Origin of the sequence: Frankia sp. AgB1.9 (assembly GCF_016786355.1) — a bacterium.
In the GTDB taxonomy this organism is placed as follows: Bacteria; Actinomycetota; Actinomycetes; order Frankiales; family Frankiaceae; genus Pseudofrankia.
Map to the genome: position 1 here is coordinate 1 of NZ_JADWYX010000174.1, position 15,576 is coordinate 15,576.

Genomic DNA, 15,576 nt, shown 5'->3' on the forward strand with positions numbered 1-15,576 from the left:
GGCCGGGGGGGGCCGGCCCCCCGCCCCGCCCCCCCCGGGGCGGGGGGCGCGGCGCCGGCTCGCCGGCGCCGCGGGCCGGCGGCGCGCGCGGACCGCCGGCCGCCGCGGCGCCGACTCGGGCCGGCTGGCCGCCGGCGGTCGCGGGCCCCACGCGCAGGGCAGCAGGCAGCACCGCTCCCCCGGAGGCACCCGGCGCCGCGGCGGCCGGCAGCGCGCCCACCGCGACCGGCGGGATGCCGCCGGCCGGGCCGTTCGCCTGCGGCCCCGAGATCGCCCCGGTGTCATGGACCACCGACGGCAGGGTCGCCGGCGGCAGGCCACCCGGCAGCGCCGCCGGCCGGCCCACGCCGAAGATCGCCTGGTAGATCGACTTCACGACGGGGGCGGCGTACATCGCGCCCTGGCCGGAGTCGGGAACGGAGACGACGACGACGTACTGCGGGTCGTTCACCGGGGCGAACGAGGCGAACCACGAGGTGTCCTTATGGCCCTCGACCTCGGCGGTACCGGTCTTGCCGCCGATCGGGATGATGTTGCTTGGCCAGTCGGCGAACACGCCGGTGCCGGTGCCGCCGGGCTCTGTCGTGACGCCGTGCAGGGCCTCGCGGATGTAGCCGAGCACGTCCGGCGGCACGTCGACCTTGCTCTTGACCACCGGGGCGAACCGCTTCACGACCGTGCCGTCCGACGAGACGATCGCCTTGGCCAGCTGCGGCTCGTAGACGGTCCCGCCGTTGGCCACGGAGGCGTAGGCGACGGCCAGCTGCAACGGGCTCACCGAGAGGTACTGGCCCTGCCCGATGGCGAACTGGGCCGCCGCGCCGCCGTTGTACAGGTAGCCGTCAACACAGGCCTCGGCGGCGTACTGCTGGTAGCGCTTGGCCGTCGCCGGGTCCTTCTCCTCGGGGTAGCCGTTCTTGGCCCGGCGGCAGTAGGAGTCCTTCAGCTCGCTCCAGACCTGCTGGGCCTGCGCCCGGTCGACGACCGCGCCCGAGCTCTCCCCCGGCAGGTCGATGCCGGACTTCGACCCGAAGCCCATCTCCTTGGCCATCTTCACGAAGTTCTCGGCGGCCGGCTGGTAGGGGCCCTTGCCGTTGCGCAGGCCGCCGTCGCGCAGCCACTCGTCGTAGGCGAACTGGTCGAAGATCACGTCACAGGAGATGACCAGCGCCTGGTGCAGCGTGATCGGCCCGGCGGACTCGCCCTCGAAGTTGTGGAAGGTCTGGCTGCCGATCTGCAGCGTCGGCGAGCATGGGAACTTCTGGTCCGGCTTGGCGCCCAGCAGGCCCATCGCGGTGGCGGTCGAGACGATCTTGAACGTCGAGCCGGCCGGACCGGTGCCCTGGTAGGCCCGGGACAGCAGCGGGATGCCGTTCGCCGGGTCGGACAGCGACTGGTAGTCCTGCTGGGAGATGCCCCCGACGAACACCGACGGGTCGTAGGACGGCAGACTGGCCAGGGCGACCACGCCGCCGGTCTTGACGTTGAGCACCACCGCCGAGGCCGTCCGGGCCTTCGCGTCGCCCGGCAGCTTGTCCAGCGTGGCCCGCAGGGCCTGCTCTGCCGCCGTCTGGACGCCCTGGTCGAGGTTGAGGACCAGGTTGTCGCCCGCCACCGGCGCCGTGTTCGACGCGGTGCCCGAGACCCGGCCGAACCGGTCGACCTCGAGGGCCTGGACGCCGTCGACGCCGCGCAGGGCCGTGTCGTAGACCGACTCCAGGCCGGCGACCCCGACCAGGCTGTTGAGGTGGTAGGTCCCGTCGGAGCTGGGCTTCCCGTCCTTCTTCAGCTGCGCGGTCTGCTGGTCGAGCTGGCTCTGGCTGACCGGGGCCAGGTAGCCGAGCTCGTGCGCGGCGAGCGGGCCGTACGGGTACTCGCGAACGGCCTCCAGGTCGGCGGTGATGCCGGGGAACCGGTCAGGATGCTCGATGATCGCGAGCGCCTGCTGCGGAGTGGCGTCCTTCGCGATCGGGACCGGCTGGTAGGGCGAGCCGGTCCAGCACGGCTGCGGCACCTTCGGCCCGCAGAACCGGATCTTCTTCTCGATGTCGGCGACGGACATGCCGATGACCGAGGACAGCTGCTCGAACACCGCCTTGCCGCCGTCACGCTGGCGGTCGGTGGTCGAGCGGTTCACCGAGATGACCAGCGAGGTGCGGTTGCGAACCAGGGCCGCGCCCTGGTCGTCGAGGATCATCCCGCGCGGCGCGGGGGTCACCACCTCGCGCACCCGGTTGTCCTCGGCGACCCGCCGGTAGTGCGCCCCGTCTAGCACCTGCAGCACCCACAGCCGGGCGCCCAGCGTCACCAGCAGGGAGACGGCGAGAACGCGCAGGATCACCAGGCGCAGACGAACTCCGTCGTTCATCGGCGCCCCACCCGCTTGGTCCTGCGCACCGCGGCGGTGAAGGCGGGGAACAGGAACGGGGTGAGCAGCGCGGCGTACAGCGCCGCCGCCAGCGCCCGCACGACCGTGTGGCCGGGGCTGGACAGCCCGTCGGCGCCGAGCAGGGCCGCCACCGCGACGTCCGCGACGATGCCGACGGCCACGGCGCCGGAGACGGCGGCCAGCGCGATGACGGCGGACCGCTCGGTCGCGTCGGCGACCAGCCCGACGAGGTAGCCCACCAGCAGGAACACCAGCGTCGTCTGGCCGAGCACGTGGGTGGAAAGCAGGTCACCGAACAGGCCGGTGACGAAGCCGAGGATCGCGCCGTTGACCGGGCCGAGGACGAGCGCGGCGGTGGCGAGCAGCATCAGCACCAGATCCGGGCCCCCGCCGGGCAGCGGCAGCCGGGCGATCACGCTGACCTGGGCGATCACGGCCACCAGCAGCACGAACGTCACCGCCGCGAAGGTAGGCGGGTGGATCGTGTCCGCGTCGCTGTCCGGCTCCCACAGCTGGACGGTCACGGCGTCACCGTGCCCCGGCCGGCGTGCCGGCCGCGCTGGGGGCGGACGGATTCGCGGTGGGAGCGCCGTTCGGCGGGTTGGCGGCCTGCGCGGCGGGAGCCTGCGCCGCCGGGACCGCCCGCGGCGGCAGCACCCGGTCGCCGGGGTCGGTCGCCGGCTTGCCGACCACGATGCCGACCAGGTCGAGGGAGCCGACCGAGACGAACGGCTTCACCTCGGCCGTGCGGGACAGGCCGCTGACCTCGGTCACCTTGGTCACCTCGCCGATCGGCACCCCGGCGACGTAGTCCAGGCTGCCGAACGTGACCAGCCGCTGGCCTGGCTTCACCTGGTACGAGGCGTCGTAGAGCGTGAAGACCAGCTTGTCGGGGCCGGAGCCACCGGCTACGGCGCCGAGCAGCTGGGTGCCCTCCAGCCGGGCGCCGATCCGGCTGCGCGGGTCGCAGAAGAGCCGGACGACCGCGGTGTGCTCGGTCATCGACACGACCGTGCCGACCAGGCCGCTGGAGTTGATGACGATCTTGTCGATGGCCAGTCCGTCGGCCCTGCCAGCGTTGACGGTGACGGTCCAGTCGGTGCCGCTGACGTCGCCGATCGCGACCACCCGGGCCGGCACGATCGTGTACTGGCCCTTGTCGGCGAGCAGCCGCAGTGCCGAGAGCTGGCCGGCCAGCTGAGTGACCGCGCCCTGGTCGGCGAGCTGGCGGCGCAGGGCCGCGTTCTGCTGCTCCAGCCGGTCGGCGCGGTCGTGGTACCGGTTCGGGTGCGCGAGTGACGACAGGGTCCGCCCGACCGGCCGCGTCACCGCGGTCACGCCACCCTCGACCCCACCGACGACGCCGTGCAGGAACCCGCGCGGCCCGCCGCTACTCTCCCCGGTCCGGTAGTCGATCGTGATCAGCAGGAAGGTGAGGACGAGCAGCACCGCGACGACCACCCGGGACCGCCTGAGGTCACGACCCACGACGACCCCTCACTCCCCTCACCCGACGCGCTGCCGGGATGGTGCCCTACCCTCGGCCGCCGGGCGACCGCGAGCCCCGGGCGCCCCCCAGCCCGGTCATCCCCCGTGACGAATCGCCGCCGCCGCACGCCATTCGGAGGCAAGGCTCCCGACGATCGCGGCAAGCGTTCGCCGGCACGGACGAACCGCGCCGCGCGAGCGTTCCCGGTCCGCACCGATTTCGAGGAACCGTTGTCCGGTCGGCGCCGAAATGCCCGCGAAATCCGGTCGGACCCAACGGCGACGCGGCGAACCCAGCTCGCGAACTACTAACGCCGGGGCTCCGAGATGAGGACCTGCTGAAGGGCCTCGAACTCCTCGACGCATTTGCCCGAGCCCATGGCTACGGAGTGCAGCGGATTGTCCGCGATGTGGATCGGCATGCCGGTCTCGTTGCGCAGCCGTTCGTCCAGGCCGCGCAGCAGCGCGCCGCCGCCGGTGAGCACGATCCCGCGGTCCATCACGTCGCCGGCGAGCTCCGGGGGGCAGCGGTCGAGGGTCACCTTGACCGCGTCGATGATCGAGTTGACCGGCTCCTCGATGGCCTTGCGGATCTCCTCGGCCGTCACGACGATCGTCTTCGGCAGCCCGGTGACGAGGTCGCGGCCACGGATCTCCGCGCTCGGCTCGTCGGGCAGCTTGTACGCCGAGCCGATCGCCATCTTGATCTCCTCGGAGGTGCGCTCGCCGAGCATCAGCGAGTACTCCTTCTTCACGTAGGAGATGATCGCGGTGTCCAGCTCGTCGCCGGCGATCCTGATCGACTGGCTGGTCACGATGCCGCCGAGCGAGATCACCGCAACCTCGGTGGTGCCGCCACCGATGTCGACGACCATGTTGCCGGTCGGCTCATGAACCGGCAGGCCAGCGCCGATGGCGGCGGCCATCGGCTCCTCGATGATGTAGACGCGCCGGGCGCCGGCCTCGTAGCCGGCGTCCTTCACGGCGCGCTGCTCCACGCCGGTGATGCCGCTCGGCACACAGACCACCAGCCGGGGTTTGGCGAAGTGCCGGCGCCGGTGCACCTTCTGGATGAAGTAGCGCAGCATCCGCTCGGTGGTCTCGAAGTCGGCGATCACGCCGTCCTTGAGCGGGCGGACCGCGACGACGTTGCCCGGCGTCCTGCCGATCATGCGCTTGGCGTCGGTCCCGACGGCGAGGATGCCCGTGGTGGTGGTGTTGATCGCCACGACGCTCGGCTCGTTGAGCACGATGCCCCGGCCGCGCACGTAGACGAGCGTGTTGGCGGTGCCGAGATCGACCGCCATGTCACGGCCGAGGAAGGACAGGGAACTGGACATCGTCGGGCCGACCTTCCCGGAGATGCGGTCTGGGTGCCGTGGGCCGGGTCCGGGCATGCCGGGCCCGCCTGAACCGGCCCCGCGACCTCGAACACGATCAGGGTTCTTCAGGCTCAGGGGTGTTCACGGGCCGCGATCCACGCCGGATACGCCCGGCGCGACGGAATCGCGACGACTAGCAGACTGCAGGGTTTCATGAGCAACGTGCGAGGACTGCAGCGAGTTTCCACCACCGGAGTGCTGGTAACCCGATTGCCCGGTTTTCTCGACGGTCCGGCATTGACGGACCTGGTGGTCCGGCGACCGGGATGACCGAGTGACCGGGGTGAGCAAGCCACCGGTTCTTCGAGTGACCGGGATGACCGGCCCGCTCTCGGCGGTGACAGCGAAAGCCTAGACCGCCCCACCGACAGGCCGCCGGCCCGCCGGGACCGTGTCACCCATGGTGCCGACGGTGCATCCCGCCCGGCGCCGTCCGAGGCACGCATCTGACCCAGACCGGGACCGGCCCGGCCCGCCTGGCACACCTCGCCACGTCCCCCGGCCAACAGGCCGCGCGTACCCCGTCGAACCGTCCGGCCGGCGGCGCCAGCAGCCACGCCGACGCGGCCGCGCGCTCACCCCCGGAATGTGAAACGCCCGCCCGGAGAGTCCGGGCGGGCGTCCAGGCTTCGGGCTCGGTCAGCCCTTCGGCTCGGTCAGTCCTTCAGGCCGGGGAAGAACAGGTCGATCTCCCGGGCGGCCGACTCGGGCGAGTCCGAGCCGTGGACCAGGTTCTGGCCGATCTCCAGGGCGTAGTCGCCGCGGATCGAGCCGGGCACGGCCTTCACCGGGTCGGTGGCGCCGATCAGGCCACGAGTGCCCTCGATCGCGCGCGGGCCCTCGACGACCAGGGCGACCAGCGGGCCGGAGGTGATGAACTCGACCAGCTCGCCGAAGAACGGCTTGCTGGCGTGCTCGCCGTAGTGGGTCTCGGCGGTCGCCTTCTCCAGCGTGCGCAGCTCGGCGGCGACCAGGGTCAGGCCCTTGCGCTCGAGCCGGCCGATGACCTCCCCGACAAGGCCGCGGCTGACGCCGTCGGGCTTGACCAGGACGAGGGTGCGCTCAGCGGACACTGGACTCCTTTGTTCGTGTCTTGGACGGTGTCGTGGGTGGAACGGTCTTAAGTGGCAGGTGCCGCGTCATGGGTGGCAGGTGCCGCCCGCCGCGAGCGCGGACAGGGTCGACATAACCCACGCTGCTTGGCGCCAACTTACCCTGTCCGCCCTTGCCGCCGATCCGCCACCACCGGCCGTCAGTGAGCCAGGCCGTCAGTGGGCCAGCAGGTGGCGTGCCTCGCCGACGATGGTGAGCGAGCCCGCCACCACCACGCCACCGCCGCCCAGCTCGGCGTCCTCCTCGACCAGCCGCACCGCCGCGTCGATCGCGTCGTCCAGCCGGGGCGCGACCTCGACCCGGTCGGCGCCGAACACCTCGACCGCGACCGCCCCCAGCTCGTCGGCCGATCGAGCCCGCGGCGAGGAGCTCTGCGTGATGACGATCGAGTCGAACGCCGGCTCCAGCACGCTGAGCATCGCGTGGGCGTCCTTGTCCGCGAGCACCCCGACCACGCCGACCAGCGTGTCGAACTGGAACCCGTCGGCCAGCGCCGCGACCAGCGCCTGCGTGCCGGCGACGTTGTGCGCGCCGTCGAGGACGATCGTCGGCGACCGGCGGACCACCTCGAGCCGCCCCGGCGACGACGTTGACGCGAACCCGGCCCGGACCAGCTCCAGGTCCAGCGGATTCGCCCCGCCACCCAGGAACGCCTCGACCGCGACCAGCGCGCAGGCCGCGTTGTGCGCCTGGTGCTCACCGTGCAGCGGCAGGAAGATCTCGTCGTAGTCGCCGCCCAGGCCGCGCAGCGTCAGCAGCTGGCCGCCCACGGCGACCTTCCGGCGCGCCACCCCGAACTCCAGGCCCTCGCGCACCAGCGTCGTGCCCAGCTCCTCGGCCCGCGCGGCGAGCACCCTGGCGGCGCCGAGCGGCTGCTGGCCCAGCACGGCCAGTGCGTCCGGCCGCAGGATGCCGGCCTTCTCGGTCGCGATCTCCTCCACGGTCGAGCCGAGCTCCCGATGGTCCAGCGAGATCGGCGTCACGACCTGGACGAGACTGTCGACGACGTTGGTGGCGTCCCAGGTCCCGCCGAGCCCGACCTCGATCACCCCGACGTCGACAGGCGCGTCCGCGAACGCCGAGAAGGCCATCGCGGTCAGCAGTTCGAAGAACGTGACCCGCTCGGCGTGCCGGCCGTCGACCAGCTCGACGTACGGCGCGACATCGTCGTAGGCGCGGGCGAACACCTCAGCGCTCACCGGCCGCCCGTCGACGCTGATCCGCTCGGTGACGCTCTCCAGGTGTGGCGACGTGTACCGGCCCGGGCGCAGGCCGAAGCCGCCCAGCAGCGAGTCGATCATCCGGGCTGTCGACGTCTTGCCGTTGGTGCCGGTCAGGTGGATCACAGGGAAGGCCCGCTCGGGATGGCCCAGCAGGTCGACCAGGTCCCGAATCCGGTCCAGGTCCGGAATCATCTTGTGCGGAAAGCGTCCGGCCAGCGCCTTCTCGACCCGCGCCAGCTCGGCACCGGCCTCCCGGTCCAGCTCGACGCCAGCCTCTTCGGCCTCGTCAGGCTCGTCGGCCTCGTCGTTCTCCGGCCGCCAGCCGTCTCGTCCGTTGTCCGTCACTCCCGAAGATTATCCGCCGCCCAACCAGCCACCGCCCGACGCGAGCCAGGCGACCCAGGGCGGCAGGTCTCCCCGGGGTGAGGGCTGCCACGTCGGGTCCGTTTCCGGCGGGTCCGGGCTAGCGTGGGCAGCCGTGGGTGACTTCGAGAAGGCCACGGCGGCGACGGTCGACGAGTCCGGCCGATGGACCGCGGAGGTCGCGCCGGGCTGGGACATCGGCGGTCATCCGCACGGCGGCTACCTGCTGGCGCTGGCGGCGCGGATCGCGCTGGGCGTGACCGGTCGGGACCATCCGCTGTCGATCACCGCGCATTTCCTGCGCTCCCCCGACAACGCCCCGGTCACCGCGACGCCTTCGTTGCTGCGCGCCGGTCGGTCGACAGCGGTCGCCGCCGTCGACCTCTGCCAGGACGACCAGCCGATCATGGCGACGCTCACGACGACCGGCCGGGCGCCCGCCGCGTCGGTACCCGTCTTCCAACGGGAGAGCGCCCCGACACTGCCGGCGCCCGAGAACTGCGTCGACGTCGCCAGCCCGGACAACCCGTTCCGGCAGAACCTGCACGACAAGGTCGACGTGCGGCTCGATCCGGCGACGGTCGGCTGGGCGTTCGGCCAGCCGCGTCGCGCCGCCGAGATCCGGGGCTGGGTGCGGCCGCGGGACGGATCCGAGCCCGATGCGCTGTTCCTGCTGCTCGCCGCGGACGCGTTGCCACCGACGACGTTCGACTTCGGCCTGTTCGGCTGGGTGCCGACCGTCGAGCTGACCGCGCTGCTGCGCGGCGCGCCGGCCCCAGGCTGGCTGCGCGTCGTCCAGCGCTCCCAGCTGATCGACGACGGCTGGCTCGACGAGGACGTCGAAGTCTGGGATTCCACCAACCGCCTGGTAGCCCAGGCCCGCCAACTAGCCGGCTACCGCGCCCCCAAGCCATAGCGAGCCGACTCCCGTCCCCCAGCCCTGGGCCTTCGCGCCGCGCGCATCGTCCGTCGGACCCGGCGCGCGGCGGTGCGGGCAGCGGCGGTAATGGCGGGCGGCGGTGGCGGGCAGCGGTCGCAGCCAGCCGGGCTCGCGCCAGCGTCCGGTCGACGCCGCGCGCGGACTGGTGATCGCGGTTTCGGCCCTCTAGTGGTCGTGGTCCGCCCTGCAACACAACCACCAGAGGGCCAAAACAGCGATCTTGGCCCGGAAGTGGTGGCTGTTCGCTAGGCGAAGCAGCGCCCGACCCAAATTCCGACCCTGGACATGCGCTCGCCGAGGACCTCTCTCCGGACGCAGAACCACGTCGGGAAGGGCGTCCAGGGGGTGTGGGGGGGGGGGGGGGGCCCCCCCCCCCCCCGACATTGGGGGTTCCAGGCCGCAGGAAGGCCCCCGGGGGAAACTGAGGGAGGTCCGCCGCGCGGTAACCGGTCGACCACCCGAAGCGGAACCCGACCCAGATCCCGACCCTGGACAAGCGCCCACCACAGACATCTCCCCCAACGCAGAACCACGTTGGGGAGGGCGCTCAGCGCCCGACCCGGTTGATCGGTCAGCGGGCGCTCCGCGCCCGTTCTGACCGATCAACCTTTAGGGTTGAAAGGTGGTTATCCGGGTGCTCCTCGCTGAGGACGATGCGTTGCTGCGCCACGGCCTCGCGACGCTGATCGAACGGGCGGACGGGGTCGAGCTGGTCGGCGCCGTCACCGACCGTCCGTTGCTGGAGCAGGCCGTTCGCGACCTGTCCCCGGACGTGGTCGTCACCGACATCCGGATGCCGCCGACTCGGACCGACGAGGGCATCCAGGTCGCCGCCTGGCTGCGCCGGGACTACCCGCGGGTCGGCGTCGTCGTGCTCAGCCAGTTCGCCGAGGCCACCTACGCGCTGGCGCTGTTGGAGGGCGGCTCGTCTGGGCGGGCCTACCTGCTCAAGGAGCGGGTCGCCGGCCTGGAGGAGCTGCTACGCGCGATCCGGGCCGTGGCGGCCGGGGAGTCGGTGATCGACCCAGCCGTTGTAGAGGGGCTGGTGGCCGCCAACTCCCGGCGCAGCCACTCCGAGCTCGACCGGCTGACCCCCCGGGAGCGGGAGGTGCTCAGCCACATGGCGCAGGGCTGGAGCAACGCGGCGATCGCGGCCAGCCTGGTGCTGTCCGAGCGAGCAGTGGAGAAGCACAGCAACTCGATCTTCGCCAAGCTCGGCCTGACCGACGAGCCGGACCTGAACCGCCGGGTCAAGGCCGTCCTGCTCTACCTGCACTCCGGCCCCGAGCCGGGCGTCCCAACCCCGGCCCCCGCCCGCCACCAGCGCCCCAGCCGCTAACGCCGCCTCCGACACGACCGGCCCGTCCGCGGCGATGTCATGATCGCCGTTTCGGCCCTCGGATGGTCGTAGCAGTGCCTGTTTCGCAGCCACCAGAGGGCGGAAACAGCGATCATGGCGACGCCCTGGCCTCGGCAGGGCCGCGAAGGGCGCTCCGTGCCCGGTCCGGGCCGATCGCCGGGGAGGGTAGCCACACCCCCTGACCTGGATGGTCGCATCCTGGGTTCTGGCGCCGTGGGCGGCCAGACTGGACCACATGACCTCCCCCGCCTCCGTCTCGGTGCTCGTCGTCGATGACCAGCGACCCTTCCGGGCCGCGGTCCGCGCGGTGGTCCGACGCGCACCAGGATTCGTCCTGGCCGGCGAGGCGGAGTCGGGCGAGGCCGGCGTCGAGGCGGCCGAGGCGCTGCGCCCCGACCTCGTCCTGATGGACATCAACCTGCCCGGCATCGACGGCGTCGCCGCCGGCAGCCAGATCCGCGCCGCCGCGCCGACCACCGTCGTCGTCCTCTGCTCGACCTACGGCCAGACGGACCTGCCCGCGACCGTCGCCGAGAGCGGCATGGACTACCTGCACAAGGCCGACCTCGCTCCCGACGTCCTGCGCGACCTGTGGCACCGACGCGGTCCCGAGGCTCCGGTCTGACGGGACGGCGGGCCGTGGCCGTGCCCCGCGTCGGTTTAGGGAGCCGTTCAGGAAAACCACAGCCGGCTACGTGAACCTGATGACATGACTACGCACGAGCCGGCGTCACGGGCCGTCGACGGGAGCGTGCCGGACCAGCGCACCGACCCGGACGAGGCGACGCCCACCACCACCGGTGACCTGGCCGCCATCGCGGAAACGCCCAGTGCCGCTGCCTCGGCCACCACCGGCCTCGACGTGGTCGGAGGCCAAGCGCCCCAGGCGGACACGTCGGCCTGGGCAGCCCCGGCCGGTGGGCGGGACGGCGTAGGCGGGAGCTGGGCCGCGGTGGACGGTCTGGCGACTGGCGTCGCCGCGGATCAGCGCGCCGGTGCCGTCGTGCTCGCGCCCGATGGGCCGCTGGAGCCGGCGGACGGCCAGCGCCAGGACGACGCCGGCCGCTTGCCCGACCCGCCCGGTACCGACGACCCGGCGGACGGGGCCGACGGCGGCGGCCCGGGACGGCGTGGGTTCCTGGCCCGGCTGGCGTGGGGCCACCAGGACGATCCGCGTTGGGCCCGGCCGGGACTGTGGCTGCTGCTCGTGGCCACGGCGCTGCTCTACCTCTGGGGCCTGGGCCGCTCGGGCTGGGCGAACGACTTCTACTCGGCGGCGGCGCAGGCCGGGTCCGCGAGCTGGAAGGCCTTCTTCTACGGCTCGTCCGACGCCGGCAACGCGATCACCGTCGACAAGCCGCCGGTGGCCATGTGGCTGATGAGCCTGTCGGTTCGGATCTTCGGGCTGAGCTCGTGGTCGATCCTGGTGCCGGAGGCGCTGTGCGGGGTCGCCTCCGTTGGGCTGCTGTACGCGACGGTGCGGCGGGCGTTCAACCCGGCGGCGGGGCTGATCGCCGGGGCGGTGCTCGCGACGACGCCGGTCGCGGTCCTGATGTTCCGCTTCAACAACCCGGACGCGCTGCTGGTGCTGCTGCTCGTCGGCGCCGCCTACGCGACCCTGCGCGCCGTCGAACGGGCCAGCGCCCGGTGGCTTGTGCTGGCCGGGGTGCTGGTCGGCTTCGGGTTCCTGACCAAGATGCTGCAGGCCTTCCTGATCGTGCCGGTGCTCGCGCTGGTGTACCTGGTCGCGGCGCCGACCACCTGGTGGCGGCGGGTTCGTGACGTCCTGGCGTCCGGGCTCGCGCTGGCGGTGTCCGGCGGCTGGTTCGTCGCCGTCGTCGCGCTGGTGCCGGCGTCCGACCGCCCGTACATCGGCGGCTCGCAGCACAACAGCCTGTGGGAGCTGACCTTCGGTTACAACGGCCTCGGGCGACTGACCGGCAACGAGACCGGCAGCGTCGGCGGCGGCGGAGCCCGCGCCGGCGCGACGGCAGGCGGGCAGACCTTCGGCCCGCCGTCGCAGGGCGGCGGCTGGGGCCAGACCGGCTGGGGCCGGATGTTCAACTCCGAGATCGGCGGCCAGGTCGCCTGGCTGCTGCCGGCGGCGCTCGCGCTGCTGATCGCGGGCCTGGTCGTGACGGCCCGCCGTGGGCGAACCGACCGGGCCAGGGCGGCGTTCCTGGTCTGGGGCGGCTGGCTCGTGGTGACCGGCGCCGTCTTCAGCCAGATGCAGGGGATCTTCCACCCGTACTACACCGTCGCGCTCGCCCCGGCGATCGGCGCGCTGGTCGGGATGGGCGCCGTGACGTTGTGGGAGCACCGGTCCCACCCGGCCGCGTCGCTGACGCTGGCAGCGGTCACGGCGGGGACGACGTGGTGGTGCGCCCGGCTGCTCGGCCGTACGTCCGGCTGGCACACCTGGCTGCGTCCGACGGTGCTCGTCGTCGGGTTCGCCGCGGCGGTGCTGCTCATCGGGCTGCCCCGGCTGACGGCCCGGGCCGGGCTCGCCGTGGCCGGCCTCGCGCTCGTCGTCGGGCTGGCCGGCCCGACCAGCTATGCGCTCGCGACGGCCGACGCCCCGCACACGGGCGCCATCCCGAGCGCCGGCCCGACGGCCGCGGCCACCCGGCCCGGCGGAGGACCGGGCGGCTTCGGTGGCTTCGGGCAGGGGCGCGGGCAGGGCCAAGGGCGCGGCCTCGGCCAGGGCGGCACGAACGGCTTCCCCGGCTTCGGCGCCGCGGGTGGCGCGCCGACGCTTCCTGGCGGAGGTACGGCCGGCCAGGGCGGCACGGGTCAGGGCGGCACTGGCAGCCAGGGCGGTACTGGTCAGGGCGGCGGCCGTTTCGGTGGACTCGCGGGCGGCATGGGTGGCGGCATGGGTGGTCTGCTCGGCGGGACGACGCCGGGCGCGGATCTGACAGCGGCGATCAAGAAGAACGCCTCCGCCTACCGCTGGGCGGCCGCGACGGTCGGATCGGAGAACGCGGCGGGCTACCAGCTGGCCACCCGCGCGCCGGTCATGGCGATCGGTGGCTTCAACGGCACCGACCCGTCGCCGACGCTGGCCCAGTTCCAGCAGTACGTCGCCGCCGGCAAGATCCATTACTTCATCGGTGGCGGCCTTTCCGGGGCCGGAAACGGTGGGAGCCAGTCGGCGGCGGCGATCGCCGCCTGGGTGCAGCAGAACTTCACCGCGGCCACCGTCGACGGCGTCACCGTCTACGACCTCACCGCCACGGCTACGGCCACCACCTCCGCGACCACCACCACGGCCAGAGCCACCTGACCTGGGTCCGCGCGGCCCGGCGGCATTCCTCACCTGTTGAGGCGACCGCCGGGCCGTGCGGACGTCCGGCCGGGGCGGGGAGCGCTCCGGGGCGGGTAGGTGGGGTGTTGGTTTCGAGCTCGATTTCTGACGCGAAGCCGATGGGTCGCCCGCTGGTGGTATGAACGCGGTGCGTCCGGCTCGGCCGGGGGCCGCGAGTCTGCGACAATAACTACCGCGACGCACGGGGGCGTTGTCGCGGTCGTGACCGCGCAAGACGTAGGAAGCGGTAATCGGCGTGATCGTCGATCGGGCTATGGTGGCCGCCGCGCTTCCTGGCTACGAGCTGGGCGCCCAGGTCGGCCAGGGCGCGTTCGGCATGGTCCTGGCCGCGAAGAACCGGCTGCGACGGGACGTCGCCGTCAAGGTGATGCCGGGTGTCTCGGTGCGTGGGGCGCACGCCGAGAACGAGGCGCTCATGCTCGCCGAGGTGGACCATCCGCACGTCGTGAAAGTGCACGATTTCGTGCCCGCCGGCGAGATGGCGCTCATCGTGATGGAGCTCCTCTCGGGTGGCAGCCTGCGGTCCCGGATCGATGCCGGAGGAGCGGGGCCCGAGTGGGCCTGCGCTGTCGCTTTGGCGGTGGCCAGCGCATTGGAGTTCGCCCACGGCAGTGGCCTGCTGCACCGGGACGTGAAACCGGAGAACGTGCTGTTCGCCGCGGACGGCCGGTTGAAGCTCACCGACTTCGGAATCGCGAAGGCGTTCCAGGACACCGCCGCCTTCACGAACACGATCACCGGCACGCCGCGCTATATGGCCCCGGAGCAGTTTCTCGCCGGTGAGCTGCGCCGGACGGTCGACGTGTACGCACTCGGCATCGTCACCTACGAGGTCCTGACCGGAAAGGCTCCGTCGGGCGGCCGTTCCAACACCTACGAGACGCTGCGAGAGTTTCACCTGTACACGCCGCCGCGGCCGTTGGACGGAGTCGCGCCGCAGGTCGGCCAGGTCGTGCTCCGGGCACTGGCGAAGGAGCCGGAACGCCGCCAGCAGACGGCCCGCCAGTTCGCCCTTGAGCTCGCCAGCGCTGCCGCGAGCGCACTCGGGCCCGGCTGGCTCGGCCGGGCGGGGATCGAGGTCGTGCTCGACCTCGAGGTCCGGGATGCCGCCGCGCGGCCCAAGCTCGGCGCGGCCGTTCCGATCCGGCCCGCGTCCTCCCGGGTCCCCGTCAGGCCGGCCGCGTCCATCCCGGTGCCCCCGGCCGGCTCTTCGTCGCCCGTGCCCGTGGCTGTGCCCGCCTCGGCCCGCCTGGTCCCGCTGCCGCCGCCGGGCTCGCCCGCCCCGCCGCCGGCCGCGCCACCGCACGCGGTACCGGATACCGCCGTGCCTCCAGCCGAAGCCGCACCGATCTCCGGCCGGGCTCCGGCCGAAGCCGGACCGATCGGTGACGGAGTTCCGGCCGACGCCGAGCCCATCTCCGGCCGAGCTCCGGCGGAGGCCGGACCGATCCCGGACCGGGCTCCGGTGCCGCGCGCGCAGGACTCAGCGGTGGACGTGGCGCGCCGCCCGGCGACTCCGGCCCGACGGCAGGTGCCTCTCGCGCCGCAGGCACGAGCGCGCGAGCCCGCGCCGGTGGTGGCGCCCCCGGGCGGCCTGCGACCGATGCCCGCCCCGCCCGTGCCCGGTGCCGCCGTCGGCCGGCTGGCGCCGGTGCCGGTGGAGCGCCGCCGGCCAGCCGGGGGCGCCGGACCGGTGCCGCCAGCACCCTCGACCGTGGTGCCGAGTGCGGCGCCCCCGACCGCGGTGCCGCCGAGCGCTGGGCCCCCGAGCGCCGGGCCCCCGAGCGGCGTGCCGTCGACCGTGGTGCCACCGGCCGAGGCGGCGGCCCAGCCGCCGCCGGTCCCGGCCGCTCGGCCGGCGGTCGACTGGTCGCGAGCGGCGCCTCCGATGGCGGGCCTGCCGACGTTGGCCACGGAACCGTCCGCGGGCGCGCGGTCGCGGCCGGCCCTCGGGACCCCGTCCGGCCGGCCCACCGCGCCCCCCCGCGCC

At 73.2% G+C, this 15,576-nt stretch carries 11 protein-coding genes; 5 read left to right on the top strand and 6 right to left on the bottom strand.

Annotated features, from left to right (window positions below):
* From mrdA to I6A60_RS38130, 6 genes are all read right to left on the bottom strand, one after another.
* The coding region (mrdA, locus tag I6A60_RS38105; protein ID WP_238437097.1) for a penicillin-binding protein 2 at positions 1–2,368 on the bottom strand (2,368 nt) is incomplete at its 3' end.
* Positions 2,365–2,913 carry a rod shape-determining protein MreD gene (gene mreD, locus I6A60_RS38110; RefSeq protein ID WP_203024356.1) on the bottom strand — a complete coding sequence of 183 codons (549 nt, stop codon included), beginning with the start codon at positions 2,911–2,913 and terminating at the stop codon, positions 2,365–2,367. The genes mreD and mrdA, both read right to left, overlap by 4 nt.
* Before the next feature lie 4 nt (positions 2,914–2,917).
* Positions 2,918–3,877, bottom strand: coding sequence for a rod shape-determining protein MreC (mreC, locus tag I6A60_RS38115; protein WP_203024357.1), 960 nt, complete (start codon positions 3,875–3,877; stop codon positions 2,918–2,920).
* A 308-nt stretch (positions 3,878–4,185) separates the two neighbouring features.
* Entirely contained in the window at positions 4,186–5,217 is a 1,032-nt protein-coding gene (locus I6A60_RS38120) for a rod shape-determining protein (protein ID WP_013423126.1), read from the bottom strand.
* 698 nt (positions 5,218–5,915) lie between these two features.
* A complete protein-coding gene (ndk, locus tag I6A60_RS38125; RefSeq protein WP_203024358.1) occupies positions 5,916–6,332 on the bottom strand; it encodes a nucleoside-diphosphate kinase in 417 nt (138 codons plus the stop codon).
* Between the two features lie 195 nt (positions 6,333–6,527).
* Positions 6,528–7,940 (bottom strand): folylpolyglutamate synthase/dihydrofolate synthase family protein, encoded by a 1,413-nt coding sequence (locus tag I6A60_RS38130; RefSeq protein ID WP_203024359.1) that lies wholly within the window; start codon positions 7,938–7,940, stop codon positions 6,528–6,530.
* A 133-nt stretch (positions 7,941–8,073) separates the two neighbouring features.
* Between I6A60_RS38130 and I6A60_RS38135 the strand changes: the two genes are divergently transcribed.
* From I6A60_RS38135 to I6A60_RS38155, 5 genes are all read left to right on the top strand, one after another.
* A complete protein-coding gene (locus I6A60_RS38135; protein ID WP_203024360.1) occupies positions 8,074–8,874 on the top strand; it encodes a thioesterase family protein in 801 nt (266 codons plus the stop codon).
* Positions 8,875–9,520: 646 nt separating this feature from the next.
* Positions 9,521–10,237, top strand: coding sequence for a response regulator transcription factor (locus tag I6A60_RS38140; protein WP_203011900.1), 717 nt, complete (start codon positions 9,521–9,523; stop codon positions 10,235–10,237).
* A gap of 256 nt (positions 10,238–10,493) precedes the next feature.
* Positions 10,494–10,883 (top strand): response regulator transcription factor, encoded by a 390-nt coding sequence (locus I6A60_RS38145; RefSeq protein ID WP_203011898.1) that lies wholly within the window; start codon positions 10,494–10,496, stop codon positions 10,881–10,883.
* An 84-nt stretch (positions 10,884–10,967) separates the two neighbouring features.
* Positions 10,968–13,544 carry a glycosyltransferase family 39 protein gene (locus tag I6A60_RS38150; RefSeq protein ID WP_203011897.1) on the top strand — a complete coding sequence of 859 codons (2,577 nt, stop codon included), beginning with the start codon at positions 10,968–10,970 and terminating at the stop codon, positions 13,542–13,544.
* Between the two features lie 295 nt (positions 13,545–13,839).
* Positions 13,840–15,576 (top strand): serine/threonine-protein kinase (locus tag I6A60_RS38155; RefSeq protein ID WP_238437099.1); only part of this gene is annotated, 1,737 nt, incomplete at its 3' end.